The following is a 13222-nucleotide window of genomic DNA, read 5'->3' on the forward strand; positions in this document are numbered from 1 at the left end:
TGCCGGGCCGTCAGGCGGGCTGGACGGTGATGGTGCAAAGGCGCTTGGTGGCCCGGGTCAGGGCTACGTACAAGTCCCTTTCGCCGCCGGGGCGGTTGGTGATGATTTCCTCGGGGTTCAGGACGACGACCGTGTCGAATTCCAGGCCGCGTGCTTCGGACGCCGGCACGATGCGTGCGTGGTGAGCGATGCCCTGGGCCGTCAGTTCGCTCACCCTGGTGTCCGCGCAGATCACTCCCGCAAGCTCGCCCGGGTACGCGGCGCTCTGGGCGCGGAGTTCGTGAACGACGGCGGTGACCAGCCCGTCCGGAGGTGTGGTCACGGTGCGAGGGTTCTCACCGCTTCGCAGTGATCGTGTGGGCTTCTGGTCCGGAGCGATCCGGGTGAGCAGGTCCCGGACGCTTGCCAGGATCTCCTGCGTGGTGCGGTAGCTGACGGTCAGGTTGTGCAGTTTGAACCTCGGTCCGGCGTGGGGGCCCAGTGCTTCCTTCCAGTCGCGTGCCGTCGCGACCGGGCCTGCCTGGGCGAAGTCACCCACCAGCGTCATCGACCTCGACGGGCAGCGGCGGACGATCATCCGCCACTGCATGGCGGTCAGTTCCTGCGCCTCGTCGACGACGACGTGCCCGTACGTCCGCTCGGGTGGGCCGTCGACCAGGCTCGCCGCCTCGTCCAGCAACGGCGCATCGGCAACGGTCCACGGGTCGTCCGGGCCGCGCAGCAGAAGGGACCGCTCGTGCGCGGTCAGGCGGGGCAGGTGCTCGGCGAGAGCTGCGGCGTTCGTCAGGAGTGCCTTCACGAGGTCACCGGGTGCCAGCCGCGGCCACAACACCTCGACCGCTCGGTCGACGCCGGCGTCGTCGAGGAGATCGGCCCGGACGGCGTCCAGGTCCAGTTCGTGGGCCGGGCCGGGATCGGCCGCGCCTTCGACGCGGCGCTGGGCGGCTCCCGTGAACCGGTCGAGGTTGATGCCCGTCATCCTTTCGGCATCGGCGTCGATCTGCTCCAGGAGGTCACCCATGTCTCGTCGCATCGCGTCGGTGACGGCGTCGGCCAGGAGCTCTTTGAACACCTGGCGCGCGGGGTTGTGCCCCGCAACGGCTGCCACGGCGGCGTCGCGTGCCGTGGCGACCTCCTCGCCGGAGAGGTGAACCAGTTCCTGTCCGACCCGCACGGTGAAGTCACCGGCGGGGGCTTGGTGGACGCGCAGCAGGCCGGCCAAGGCGTCGGCGAGGCCGGAGCCGCCCTTGAGGCGCGCCGTATCGAACGGGTCGACCGTGTCCGTGGACGCTCCGGCCAGTTCCCGGCAGGTCGCCAGGACGACGTCGTTCTCGCCGAGCGAGGGGAGGACCTGGCAGATGTAGTCGAGGAACCGGGCGTTCGGCCCCACCACCAGGACACCTTCCTCCGCGGCGCGTGGGAACGCGTACAGGACATAGGCCGCCCGGTGCAGGGCGGCCACCGTCTTGCCGGTGCCGGGGCCGCCCTGCACCACGGTCACCCCGCGGTGGGCGGAGCGGACGATCTCGTCCTGCTCGGCCTGCAGCGTCGCGACGGCCGCGTGCATCCTGCCCGTACGCCGTGCCGACAGAGCCTCGGTCAACGGGCCGTCCCCCACGATGTCATCGTGGGTCGGGGCGGTCCCGTCCAGCAGTTCGTCGCTCACCGAGATGACCGTGCGCTCCTCGAGGCGCAGGTGCCGGCGCCGCCGCAGGCCCATCGGGTGGACCGGTGTCGCCTCGTAGAAAGGCCGCGCCGCGTTCGCGCGCCAGTCGACGAGCAGAGGCAGGTCGTCCTCCTCCGTATGCAGTCCGATGCGCCCGATGCGCAGGGCCGTGCCATCCGTCCAGTCGATGCGTCCGAAGACCAGCCCCTTTTCGGCGCCCTCCAGCCGGCCGATCTCCTTCGCCAGACGCTCGGCGGCGATTTCCCTCGCGTACGCCTCACCGGGGCTGCCCGCCGGGGCCTTCAGCACACTCGCCCGGTGTGCTCGCGCCTCGCAAAGCCGCTCGGTGAGCAACTCGTACACGGAGGACACATAATCCTGCTCCAAGTCAACCGCACGCACAGCTGGGTCATTCATCTTCGACAACAGGGAGGCTCCTTCGATTGGAGCCACACCATACGACCAAGGATTCCGAAAGGTAAGTCTTGACTTACCTGGCGAGCCATGTCATTACGTCTGAATCCGTGACGGCTGACCGTGTGGCGTATCACGCATTCCGCCGTTCCGTACATCGCCAATCGCGCTCCCGGTGCCCGCCTGCCTTATGGGCGAACCCGCCCTTGAACGCCGGCGGTGTCTTTCCGCGCCATCGAGTTCACCACTGCCCGGCCTGGATTCGCCGGTCACCGGCCTCCGCGCTTTCATGTCGCCGTAGGAAAGAATGACGACAGGCCCGGCGGGGCCCGATGGACCGGTCTTTTCCGGGCTCCGGTCCAAGGAGATCCCATGAAATCCGATGACGGCCGGGAACAGGGTCCACTGGCGGCTAAGGCCCGATCCGCCGGAGCATTCCGACACAGCCGGCGTGCGATTTTCCGCGGGGTGTGTCCGGCGAGGACGCGTTGTGGTGCGAGGGATACGGCGTCCGGGGAGAACACGGTGGAGACCGGGTCGGGCACGCCCAGACCGAGCGCGGCCCGCGCGGCGTCGTCCAGTTCGACGGTGCGGAGGAAGTTCCCGGACCGGTCCGGCGGTCTCACCGGGGCGCCGGGGCGGCAGATCAGGCGCGGGCCGTGATCGCTCGTGTGGGCGGGCGGGCGGAGCCGCCGCGGATCATGTTGTGCGTGCCGGTCCGATCTGGTGGGTTCCGGTGAGCAGAGCTTCGGCGTGTTTGCGGAAAGCGGTGACCAGACGGCTGCGGTCGCCGGCGCGGGTGGCGAGCACGACCTGGCTCGGTCCGACCCCGCGCAACGGGACCGTGGTGAGGCTGGGATGCAGCCCGGTCGCGTAGTCGAGGGGGCGGCCCGATGGCCACGGCCTGCCCGGCGGCGATGAGTTCGTGTTCGTCTTCGAGGGCTTCGAGCAGGGGGCCGTCGGGCGCGGGCCGCCCGTCGGGCCGGGGATCGAGGCGCCAGTAGGCGTTCAGCAGCGGGTCGGACCGGCGTACGCGGGGGATCGGCTCGTCCACGATGTCGTCGAGGGTGACCGACTCCTTGCCGGCCAGACGATGGTCCCGCGCCACAATCAGCACGCGCGGCTCGTCGTAGAGGACGGTGACGCGTAGCTGGCCGGTGGGGAACAGCAGACGCGTCACCACCGCGTCGACGCGGTGCTCCAGCAACGCGCCGCGCGAGTCGTTCCAGGCGAGCAGGCGGGTGTTGACCTCGGCACCGGGATCGCGGTCGCGCAGGGCGCGCACCGCCGGAGTGATGATCAGCCCCTTGGTGTAGCCGATGGTGACGCTGCTGGGCCGGGACGCGGCCCGGGTGCGGGCCATCGCCTCGACCGCGGCACGCAGCAGCCCCTTGGCCCGGGGCAGGAAGATCTCGCCGGCCTCGCTGAGCCGGGTGCGTGCGTGGTGCGGTCGAGCAGGCGGACGCCCACTTGCTGTTCGAGGCGGCGGATCTGCCGGCTCAGCGACGGCTGCGTGGTGTGCAGCGCCTCGGCGGCACGGCCGAAATGCCGGTGCTCGGCGACGACCGTGAAGCACTGCACCAGCCGCAGGTCGAGGTCGACGGGCGCGGGGAAGGGCTCGGACATCAACCCACCCTAACTGGCATTATGCAAACCCCGTATGACGTTTTGCGGAACAATCATTGGACCGCGAACCCGTGGTGGCCGCACCGTGGTGATCGTGACATCGAACAGCGTGACACCTTTTCGCATCGCCATTCCGGACAGTGCCCTGGAGGATCTGAAGGACCGGCTCCACCGGGTACGCCTGGCCGGCCGGCAGACAGCACCGGACAACAGCCAGGGGGTGCAACGGGAGCGCCTTGAAGAGCTGTTGGAGTACTGGGCCACCGGCTACGACTGGCGCAAGCTGGAGCGGCAGCTCAACGAGCTGGGCCAGTCCCGTACCACCATCGACGGCCTCGGCATCCACTTCACGCACGTGCGCTCGCCGCACCCCGACGCCACCCCCCTGCTGCTGCTCCACGGGTGGCCCGGCCCGTTCCTGGAGTTCCTGGGGACCGTCGGCCCGCTCACCGGCCACGGCTTCCACCTCGTCATCCCCTCGATGCCCGGCTACGGCTTTTCCGACCAGCCCACCTCCACCGGCTGGGGCCCGGACCGGATCGCCCGCGCGTACGGCGTACTCATCCAGCGCCTCGGCTACGACTCCTACCTGGCCCAGGGCGGCGACTGGGGCGGTGTCATCGCGACCCGCATGGGGGCGCAGCGCCCGGCAGGCCTGCGCGCGATCCACCTCAACTTCCCCGAATTCCTCGCCGCGCCACCGGTCGGCGACGACCCGACCCCCGAGGAGAAGGCCGCACCCCAACAAGGCAGCCGCTTCCTCACCGTCCATTCCGGATACCACGTCGTGCAGCGCACCCGGCCGCAGACCATCGGCTACGCCCTGACCGACTCCCCCGCCGGGCAGGCCACGTGGATCTACGAGAAGTTCCTCGACTGGACACGGCCCGACGCCCTCACCCCCGACGAGATCCTCGACCACATCTCCCTGTACTGGTACACCGGCACCGGCGCATCCTCTGCCCGCCTGTACTGGGAGTACGCCCGGCAGCCACTCGCCCTGACCGAGCCGGACCTCCCCGTCGGCGTCAGCGTCTTCCCGGACGAACTGACGCGCACCCCGCGCATCCGGGCCGAGCGCGCCAACCACGACCTGCGCTACTTCACCGACGACATCCCCGCGTGCGGCCACTTCGCCGCCCTGGAGCAGCCGGAGTTGTTCGTCGAGGAGATCGTCAAGTTCGCCCGGACGGTGACCCCGTGAGAACAGTTGGGATCACGAAGACTCCACCACTACACCCGGGGGGCCTTGCCCGATGAGGCGGGTCAGCTACCGCTCCACCGACGGCTCCACACGCTGCGGCGTGGTGCACGACAACACCATCCACGCCCTGGGCACGAACCTGCTGGAGCAGCTGCGCGCCGAAGGCGGGCTGCAGACCGCCGCGACCAGGGAACCCACCGAGACCGTCGAGCTGGCCACGGCCCACCTGCCGGCGCCGGTACCAGTGCCTCCGGCAGTCCGGAACATCACCACGTTCGAACACCACATCAGCAACACGGGCAAGGCAGCCGGCGGCCACGGCACGGTCAGCCCGGTCTGGCACGAGCATCCGCTCTTCTCCTTCTCGAACCCGGCCGCGATCAAGAGACCCCACGACAAGATCCCCATCGCCCCGGACGCGCGGTCGTGGGACTACGAGGTCAAGGCCGCCGCGGTGATCGCCGGGGATTGCTCGAACCTCGACGCCGCCACGGCGGAGGAACACATCGCCGGCTGCCTGGTCTACTGCGACTGGAGCGCACGCGATGTCTCCGCGAGCGAGACGGGGTTCGTGTACGGCCCGTCCAAGAGCAAGGACGCCTCGACCAGCCTCGGCCCCTTCCTCGTCACACCCGACGAGTTGGAGCCCTACCGCTCGGGCAAGGGCTACGCGTTGCGGATGGACGGATACGTCAACGGCGAGCATTACGGCGGCGGCAGCTGGGAGGAGATCCACTGGTCGTTCGGCGAGATGCTGGCGCACGCGTCGCGCGGCACCACACTGCGAGCCGGCGCATCCTCGCCAGCGGTCCCGTGGGCACCGGCTGCGTCCAGGAGTTGTCCGGCCACCGTTCCTACCTGTCGCCGGGGGACACGGTCCGGATCGACGTGGAGGAACTCGGCGCGATCTCCGCACGGATCACCGCGCCGGAGCCGCCCACCGTTGCGCCGCCCCCTCACCGACGTTGATCCTTCGACCTGCCAGGAGACCACCAGCGATGCATCTCACCAGCACCTTTGGGCGTGCCACCATGGACATGCACGCCGTTCGCGAGGTCAGCCTCGCCATCAACGCGGCCCACCTGTTCATCTACTTCATCCCCGAGGCACCCCAAGAGGCTGCCAAGCTCGGCGTGACCGAGTACGGACCGGCGTACTTCGCGTTCCGGTCGGCCCCGATGGGCGCAGTCCCGTGGCAGGTCACGCTCGCTGCCTTCTACAGCTTCAGCGCGCGGTCGGTGCGGGCCATGGAAGGCGTGTGGGACACCGCGACGCCAGGGCAGTGGCAGGCCGCTCGCTTCGCGGCCGTCGACCGTGCGGTGCGGCGCGTCAGCGTCAGCCTCACCGCCGATCGGATCGCCGAGGCACGATCGCCGATCGACCCGGTCGTCGCGAGCGCCGACTACGCCGGGAAGACGATGGCTGCCGCCAACGCCTCGGTCCCCCTCCCGCCCGATCCACTCGTCGCCCTGTGGCAACAGATCACAGTGCTACGCGAGTGGCGCGGCGACGCGCATGTCACCGTGCTCGCCGCCAACGACCTCGGGCCGTGCGACTGCAACGTTCTGCAGACCGCCACAGGTCACTTCCCGGAAGCGATCGCACGCGCCACCCGGCTGTGGAACGACGAGGAGGTGGCTGCGGCAACAGCCCGCCTCGCCGCACGCGGCTGGCTCAACGCCGACGGCACCACCACCGAGACCGGCATCGCGGCGCGCGAGCGGATCGAGGTCGAGACCGACGAGCACTGCGCCGCGCTGTGGACGCCGATCGGCGACACCAACGTCCGACGCCTCACCTCGCTCATCACGCCGATCCACGACGCGTTCACCGCAGCCGGGACATACCCCTTCCACGTGGAGACGGCAGACACGCAGCCCGCCGATCCGCAGACCGCCAGATAGCCCGGATCCCGCCGGCCAGCCACCCCCCGGCTCAAGGGCGCGCCCGCCCCGACGAGGTGCTGTACCTGAACGCGGCGGACCTGGAGCCGGGCCCACCGGCCCGGAACGGTCAGGAGACGAACTCGGAGCTGCGGCGGAACTCGTGCGGGGTGGTGGGGAACTGGGACCACAGGATTTCGGAGCGGATGGTGGCGTCCAGAACGCCGACCAGGAACCGGGTGCAGGTCATGTCGAAGCGTTCCCACGCGTCCGGTACGACGCTGTACTGGATGACTTCCCCGTTCTCCACAGTCCCCTGATACCACCGCACCAGGCCCCAGAGCACGCGCCCCGAGGATGGCCGCCATGCGCAGCACCCGGGCGCCGGGGGACGTGCCGCTCACACGGGCGCCGACGATACGCGCCGTGCCGCGCGTCTCCGCCGCGGGCGGGCAGCCGGGAACGCGGGGTACGCCGTTTCCCGCGACCGGTGTCGTACCGGTGTCGTACCGGGGTACGACACCGGTCGTACGGTCCCGCCGCGGCTGTTCCGCCTGGTGACGGTCGTCAGGCGCGGCGGCGACCGCATAGCGTGGGGCCGTCCCCGCGGCACCCGCCGGGGTGCGACGCCCCGTCCAGGAGGAAGTACGGATCCCGCATGATCGAAGCGACCGCACTCACCAAGCGCTACGGCGACCGCACCGCGGTCGCCGACCTCAGCTTCACCGTCCGGCCCGGTGTCGTCACCGGATTCCTCGGGCCCAACGGCGCGGGCAAGTCCACCACCATGCGCATGCTGCTGGGGCTGGACGCCCCCACCTCCGGACACGCCACCATAGGCGGTCGTTCCTACGCCGACCACCCGGCCCCGTTGCACGAGGTGGGCGCCATGCTGGAGGCACGGGCCGTGCACACCGGGCGCACCGCCTACAACCACTTGCTGGCGCTCGCCGCCACCACCGGTATATCCCGCCGCCGGGTGGACGAGGTGATCGGCCTGGTCGGCCTCGGCGACGTGGCACGCAAACGGGCCGGCGGCTTCTCGCTGGGCATGGGACAGCGTCTCGGCATCGCCAGCGCCCTGCTGGGCGACCCCGCCACCGTCATCCTCGACGAGCCGGTCAACGGGCTGGACCCGGAAGGGATCCGCTGGATCCGCAACCTCCTCAAGGGGCTGGCCGCCGAGGGGCGCACGGTTTTCGTCTCCTCGCACCTGATGAGCGAGATGGCGCTCACCGCGGAGCAGTTGATCGTGGTCGGCCGAGGCCGGCTCATCGCGGACATCTCCGTCGAGGAGTTCACCCACCAGGCGTCGACCGGCTCCGTGCTGGTCCGTACCCCGGACGCGGAACGGCTGCGGGCCGCGCTGGCCGGGCCGGACGTCACGGTCACCAGCGAGCGGCCCGGCGAGCTGGTCGTGTCCGGACTCGGCAGCGAGCAGATCGGCCTGGCCGCCGCGGAACACCGGGTGGTCCTCCACGAATTGACGCCGCAGCGTGCCTCGTTGGAGGAGGCGTTCATGGAACTGACCCGGGACGCCGTCGAGTACCAGGCCGCCGCCCCCGCCGCCACCGGACTGATCAGCGAAGGAACCGCAGCATGAGCGCCGCGACCGCCCCCGTCGCCACCGCCCCGGCCACCGGGCGCCGCCGGGTCACCCTGCCCCGGGTGGTCACCTCCGAGTGGATCAAGTTCCGCTCGCTGCGCTCGACATATCTGACCCTGCTCATCGGCGTGGTGGTGATGATCGGCATCGCGGCACTCGCGTGCTGGGCCACCGCCAACCGCTGGCCGCACCTGCCGATGGGGGAGAAGGAGGGCTTCGACGCCGCCGGACGCAGCATCGACGGCTTCATGTTCGCGCAGCTCGCGATCGGCGTCCTCGGGGTGCTCGTGATCAGCGGCGAGTACGCGACGGGCATGATCCGCGCCACGCTGGCCGCGGTGCCCAAGCGGCTGCCGGTGCTCTGGGCCAAGCTGCTCGTCTTCGGCTCGGTGACCCTGGTGGTCACCGCGGTGGCCTCGCTGGTGTCGTTCTTCGTCGGGCAGGCGATGCTGTCGGCCCAGCACATCCAGACCTCGCTGTCCGCCTCCGGCGTGCCCCGGGTCGTGCTGGGCACCGCGCTCTACCTGACGCTGGTCGGACTCTTCGGTGTCGGCATGGGCACGGTGACGCGGTCGACGCCGGGCGGTATCGCCGGTGTCTTCGGCACGGTCCTCGTGCTGCCGCTGATCCTGCACGCGCTGCCGTCCTCCTGGGTCGACGCCATCGGCCCGTACCTGCCCAGCAACGCCGGCCAGGCGCTCACCGTGCTCCACGCCGAGCCGCACCAGCTCGCGCCGTGGACCGGGTTCGGGGTGTTCTGCCTGTACGTGGCCGCGGTGATCGCCGCCGGCGCCGTCGTCCTCAAGCGACGGGACGCGTGACGCGGTCGGAGGCGGCCGTCGGCCCCGGTGCGGAACAGCCGCGCCGGGGCTCCGGCCTGTCCGGTGTTCTCGCCCGCCACACGGCGGTGGCCGACGCGCTGCTGACCGGCGGGCTCTTCCTGGTGCTCACCGCGGGCATGCACCACTACCTGCTGAGCCATCCGCCGCTGCTGCTCCTGCAGGCCGGCCTGGTGGTCCCGCTGATGTGGCGGCGGCGGTGCCCGTTCGCGGTCTTCGCCGTCATCGCGGCGGTCGCCTTCGTCCAGTGGCTGTGCGACGTGCTGGTCCTCAGCGGCGACATGGTGTTGTTGTGCGCCCTGTACACCGTCGCCGCGCACTGTTCCCGTCTTCGCGCCGCGGCCGCGGCTGCCGTGCTGGGGCTGGGCAACCTGCTGGAGGCGACCCGGTTCCCGGACGTGGAGCGCGGCGTGAAGGGCTTCGCCGCGCTGTGCGCCATGGCGGTCGCGGCCGGCGCGATCGGGCTGTACGTGCGGGGCCGGCGGGCCTACCTCGCCGCCCTGGAGGACCGCGCCGCCCGCCTGGAACGCGAACGCGACCAGCGGGCCCAGCTCGCCGTGGCCGGGGAACGCGCCCGCATCGCCCGGGAGATGCACGACATCGTCACCCACAGCCTGTCGGTGATGGTCGCACTGGCCGACGGCGCCGCGTTCGCCACCCGGCACGCACCGGACAAGGCGGTGGCCGCCATGGCACAGGTCTCCGGCACCGGTCGCCAGGCCCTCACCGACATGCGCCGCTTCCTGGGCGTACTGCGCGCCGACGAACCCGACGCGCTGCGGCACCCGCAGCCCGGGCTGGCCCAGCTCCACGACCTGGCCGCCCAGGTACGGGCCGCCGGCCTGCCGGTGCGGCTGACGGTCGACGGCGACGTGACCGCCGTACCCGCCGCGGCCCAGCTGACCGTCTACCGGCTGGTGCAGGAGGCGCTCACCAACACCATGAAGCACGCCACCGCGGTGAACGGCGCGACGGTACGCGTAAGCTGCCCCGGTGACCGGGTCGAGGTCGAGGTCCACGACGACGGGCGGCCGGCCGGCGGGACGGCCGAGGGCGGCCACGGGATCGTCGGCATGCGCGACCGGGTCGCCGCCTACGGCGGGGTCCTGCACGCCGGACCACTGCCCGAAGGAGGGTGGCGGGTGGCCGCCTGCCTGAAACTGGAAGGGGAGTCGTGACCATCAAGGTCCTGCTCGTCGACGACCAGCCGCTGATGCGGGTGGCGTTCAACCTGGTCCTGGAATCCCAGCCCGACCTGACCGTGGTCGGCGAGGCCGGGGACGGCGCGGAGGCGGTCCGACTGGCCCGGCGACTCCAGCCGCAGGTGGTGCTGATGGACGTCCGCATGCCCGGTGTCGACGGCATCGAGGCCACCGAAGAGATCATCACCGCCTGCCCGGAAACCCGGGTACTCATCCTGACCACCTTCGACCTGGACGAATACGCCTTCGCGGCACTGCGCGCCGGAGCCTCCGGCTTCCTGATCAAGAACGCGCTCCCGGAGGAACTCCTCTCCGCCATCCGCACCGTGGCCACCGGCGACGCCGTCGTCTCCCCCCGCGTGACCCGACGGCTCCTGGAGACCTGTGCCCACCAACTCCCGGTTCCGGAGGGCCCGTCCGACACCCGCCTGTCACCGCTGACCGCACGCGAACGGCAGATCCTCACCGAGGTCGCCAAAGGCAAGTCCAACTCCGAGATCGCCACCGATCTGCACCTCGCCGAAGCCACCGTCAAAACCCACCTCGGCCGCGTACTCGCCAAACTCGGCCTGCGCGACCGGGTGCAGGCCGTGGTCTTCGCCTACGAAACCCGGCTGGTCAAACCCACCTGACGGCGGCGCGCCGAGGAACCACTGCCACCTCGGAACGGACCCGCAGCCGTGACCGCCCCCGCCCGTCCGAGAGTCCGGCCCCGGTACGCGCGGCAGCCGTCCAGGGCCGGTGAGGCTCCCTTCCCCTGGGGATACGGGTTCAGCGGCGCAGGGAGGTCTCATGCTCCAGGCGTGACAACTTGCCGGGGTTGCGCACGAAGTACACCCCGGTGATCAGGTCGTCCTCGGTCCGCACCGCCAGGACGCCCTCGATCTGGCCGCCGATGCGTACGATCAGTGCCGGGTGGCCGTTGACCTGCGCCGACTGCACCGCCGCGGTGCCTGCGATCCTGCCCAGCCCCGCTGTCAACAGGGCGGCGACCAGTTCCGCGCCGACGACGGGTTCCAGGGCCGCCTGGACGACTCCGCCGCCATCGCTCAGGAAGACGACGTCCGGGGCGAGTTGGTCGAGCAGGCCCCGCAGGTCGCCGGTTTCGACCGCGCGCTGGAACGCCAGCAGGGCTGCGCGGTTCTCGGCCTGGGAAACAGCTGTGCGCGGGCGCCGAGCGGTGACATGGTTGCGGGCCCGGTGTGCGATCTGCCGGACCGTGACCGGGGTCTTGCCGACGGCCTCGGCGATCTCGTCGTAGTCCAGGCCGAACACCTCCCGCAGTACGAACACGGCACGCTCGGTGGGTGTCAGCGTCTCCATCACCAACAGCATCGCCATCGAGGCACCTTCGGCCAGTTCGATGTCCTCGGCCACATCGGGCGCGGTCAGCAGTGGCTCGGGCAGCCAGGGGCCGACGTAGGTCTCCTTGCGCCTGCGCAGCGAACGCAGCCGCATCAACGCCTGCCGGGTGGTGACCCGGATCAGATAGGCGCGCTGATCGCGCACTGTGCCGTGGTCGACATCCGTCCACCGTATCCAGGTCTCCTGCAGGACGTCCTCGGCGTCAGCCGCCGAGCCGAGCATCTCGTAGGCAACCGTGAACAGGAGGTTCCGGTGGGCGACGAAGGTCTCGGTGGCGTGATCCGCGCGGTCACCTCCGGTGGTCGGTTCGGTCGTCCGTATGGATCCGTCACCGCGCTCGCTCATTGTCGGCTCCCACCCGTTCTGGATCTTCCTCGTGCCGCACGCAGGATGCCGGTGCCGCCGGTCCCGTGACATCCGATCACGGTGATGCACGTCAAACCATCGTCGGTGTCACGCCGCTCGGGCCACCGGCATCTCCTGTTCGACCTCAAGCCCAACGACGACGAACAAGGGGCACACCATGACCGTTCGTTTGAGCCTGCTCGGCAACCCGGACGCTCCCGCGGCCAAGGCCGCCGACCACTTCGGCGCCGCGAGCAGGACGATCCTCCAGGACTCGACCCTTCCCGCCGCACTCCAGAAGCTGGTCCTGCTGGGGGCCAGCCAGATCAACGGCGACGCCTACGCCACCGACGTGTGGGCCAAGAACGCCGCAGCCGCCGGAGAGAGCCCCGCCCGCATCCACCTGGTCGCCGCCTGGCACGAGTCCACGGTCTTCACCGACGCCGAACGCGCGGCGCTGGCACTGACCGAGCAGGGCACCCGCATCGCCCACGCGGCCGGTGGCGTCGGCGACGAGGCCTGGACGGACGCCGCCAAGCACTACGACCAGGACCAGCTGGCCGACCTGGTGATGCTCATCACCCTGATCAACGCGACCAACCGCATGAGCGTCATCGTCCGCCGGCCCGGCGGCGACTACGAGCCCGGCGGCCTCGGACAGCGCTGATGCCTGCGCCGGCGCGACCACGACACCCGCCACCCCGACGTACTCGCCGCCCGACGACGGAAACGTACCCGTAACCACAGCGAGAGGGGCATCCGGTGAGTGGACCGACGTCTCGCAGCCGATGTCGTCCGGCCGCTCCACCCGGACGTCACACGCCCCTCGGCTGCTCACGGACCCGGCCGTCGTGCGGGCACGGCCTGCGTCACACCCCCGAACAGTGCGCCGAGGCCTTCTTCGACGCCGCGTGGACGGGCGTCACCGAACGGTTCATCACTTCAAGCAGCACAGGCCCCTGCCGGGAGTTCGGCAGGGGCCCACGGTGCGGTGAACTGCGGAGGGCCGGGACCTGTCCTCGGCGAGCGGAATGCCGGCCGAACGTCAGCTACCGTCTGCTGCCGGCCTGGC

The 13222-nt window shown here is 70.7% G+C and carries 11 protein-coding genes and 2 pseudogenes; 9 read left to right on the forward strand and 4 right to left on the reverse strand.

What is annotated here, in order from left to right:
- Positions 1 to 10 precede the first annotated feature (10 nt).
- Together SCATT_RS27545 and SCATT_RS27550 are read right to left on the reverse strand one after the other, a co-directional pair.
- A complete protein-coding gene (locus SCATT_RS27545) occupies positions 11 to 2038 on the reverse strand; it encodes a HelD family protein (RefSeq protein WP_014150470.1) in 2028 nt (675 codons plus the stop codon).
- Between the two features lie 741 nt (positions 2039 to 2779).
- Positions 2780 to 3706: pseudogene (locus SCATT_RS27550) on the reverse strand (LysR family transcriptional regulator).
- A gap of 94 nt (positions 3707 to 3800) precedes the next feature.
- Here SCATT_RS27550 and SCATT_RS27555 point away from each other — a divergent pair.
- The 4 genes and pseudogenes from SCATT_RS27555 (at position 3801) to SCATT_RS38195 (ending at position 6814) form a co-directional block, all read left to right on the forward strand.
- Positions 3801 to 4910: an epoxide hydrolase family protein gene (locus SCATT_RS27555; RefSeq protein ID WP_050990271.1), complete on the forward strand. Its 1110-nt coding sequence runs from the start codon at positions 3801 to 3803 to the stop codon at positions 4908 to 4910.
- 52 nt (positions 4911 to 4962) lie between these two features.
- Positions 4963 to 5643 (forward strand): annotated as a pseudogene (locus tag SCATT_RS39815) (fumarylacetoacetate hydrolase family protein); the annotation flags it as partial.
- Between the two features lie 80 nt (positions 5644 to 5723).
- Positions 5724 to 5879, forward strand: a complete 156-nt coding sequence (locus SCATT_RS39105; protein WP_014626667.1) for a hypothetical protein — start codon at positions 5724 to 5726, stop codon at positions 5877 to 5879.
- A gap of 62 nt (positions 5880 to 5941) precedes the next feature.
- On the forward strand, positions 5942 to 6814 hold the full coding sequence (locus SCATT_RS38195) for an SCO6745 family protein (RefSeq protein ID WP_407696584.1): 873 nt from the start codon (positions 5942 to 5944) through the stop codon (positions 6812 to 6814).
- A 109-nt stretch (positions 6815 to 6923) separates the two neighbouring features.
- Here the strand turns inward: SCATT_RS38195 and SCATT_RS38200 are convergent, their stop codons facing one another.
- Positions 6924 to 7103, reverse strand: a complete 180-nt coding sequence (locus tag SCATT_RS38200; RefSeq protein ID WP_014626668.1) for a hypothetical protein — start codon at positions 7101 to 7103, stop codon at positions 6924 to 6926.
- Between the two features lie 348 nt (positions 7104 to 7451).
- On the opposite strand from SCATT_RS38200, the gene SCATT_RS27575 reads away from it, so the two are divergent.
- From SCATT_RS27575 to SCATT_RS27590, 4 genes are read left to right on the forward strand one after another with little or no spacing between them, the layout of a single operon-like run.
- A complete protein-coding gene (locus SCATT_RS27575; RefSeq protein ID WP_014152155.1) occupies positions 7452 to 8396 on the forward strand; it encodes an ABC transporter ATP-binding protein in 945 nt (314 codons plus the stop codon).
- The gene (locus SCATT_RS27580; protein WP_014152154.1) at positions 8393 to 9220 is read left to right on the forward strand and encodes an ABC transporter permease subunit; all 828 of its coding nucleotides are present in this window, start codon (positions 8393 to 8395) and stop codon (positions 9218 to 9220) included. Before SCATT_RS27575 ends, SCATT_RS27580 begins: the two co-directional genes overlap by 4 nt.
- Positions 9217 to 10416, forward strand: a complete 1200-nt coding sequence (locus SCATT_RS27585) for a sensor histidine kinase (protein ID WP_014152153.1) — start codon at positions 9217 to 9219, stop codon at positions 10414 to 10416. Before SCATT_RS27580 ends, SCATT_RS27585 begins: the two co-directional genes overlap by 4 nt.
- Positions 10413 to 11072 (forward strand): response regulator, encoded by a 660-nt coding sequence (locus SCATT_RS27590; RefSeq protein WP_014152152.1) that lies wholly within the window; start codon positions 10413 to 10415, stop codon positions 11070 to 11072. The genes SCATT_RS27585 and SCATT_RS27590 overlap by 4 nt, the downstream gene beginning before the upstream one ends.
- Positions 11073 to 11211: 139 nt before the next feature.
- On the opposite strand, the gene SCATT_RS27595 is transcribed toward SCATT_RS27590, so the two are convergent.
- Positions 11212 to 12150 (reverse strand): RNA polymerase sigma-70 factor, encoded by a 939-nt coding sequence (locus SCATT_RS27595; RefSeq protein WP_014152151.1) that lies wholly within the window; start codon positions 12148 to 12150, stop codon positions 11212 to 11214.
- A 178-nt stretch (positions 12151 to 12328) separates the two neighbouring features.
- On the opposite strand from SCATT_RS27595, the gene SCATT_RS27600 reads away from it, so the two are divergent.
- Positions 12329 to 12817: a carboxymuconolactone decarboxylase family protein gene (locus SCATT_RS27600; protein ID WP_014152150.1), complete on the forward strand. Its 489-nt coding sequence runs from the start codon at positions 12329 to 12331 to the stop codon at positions 12815 to 12817.
- Positions 12818 to 13222 lie beyond the last annotated feature (405 nt).

This window comes from Streptantibioticus cattleyicolor NRRL 8057 = DSM 46488, from assembly GCF_000240165.1.
GTDB lineage: Bacteria > Actinomycetota > Actinomycetes > Streptomycetales > Streptomycetaceae > Streptantibioticus > Streptantibioticus cattleyicolor.

Bases quoted from the DNA above. Each gene is read 5' to 3' on its own strand.
- SCATT_RS38195 (WP_407696584.1), top strand. From the start codon at position 5,942: ATGGACATGCACGCCGTTCGCGAGGTCAGCCTCGCCATCAACGCGGCC.
- SCATT_RS27575 (WP_014152155.1), top strand. From the start codon at position 7,452: ATGATCGAAGCGACCGCACTCACCAAGCGCTACGGCGACCGCACCGCG.
- SCATT_RS27580 (WP_014152154.1), top strand. From the start codon at position 8,393: ATGAGCGCCGCGACCGCCCCCGTCGCCACCGCCCCGGCCACCGGGCGC.
- SCATT_RS27595 (WP_014152151.1), bottom strand. From the start codon at position 12,150: ATGAGCGAGCGCGGTGACGGATCCATACGGACGACCGAACCGACCACC.
- SCATT_RS27600 (WP_014152150.1), top strand. From the start codon at position 12,329: ATGACCGTTCGTTTGAGCCTGCTCGGCAACCCGGACGCTCCCGCGGCC.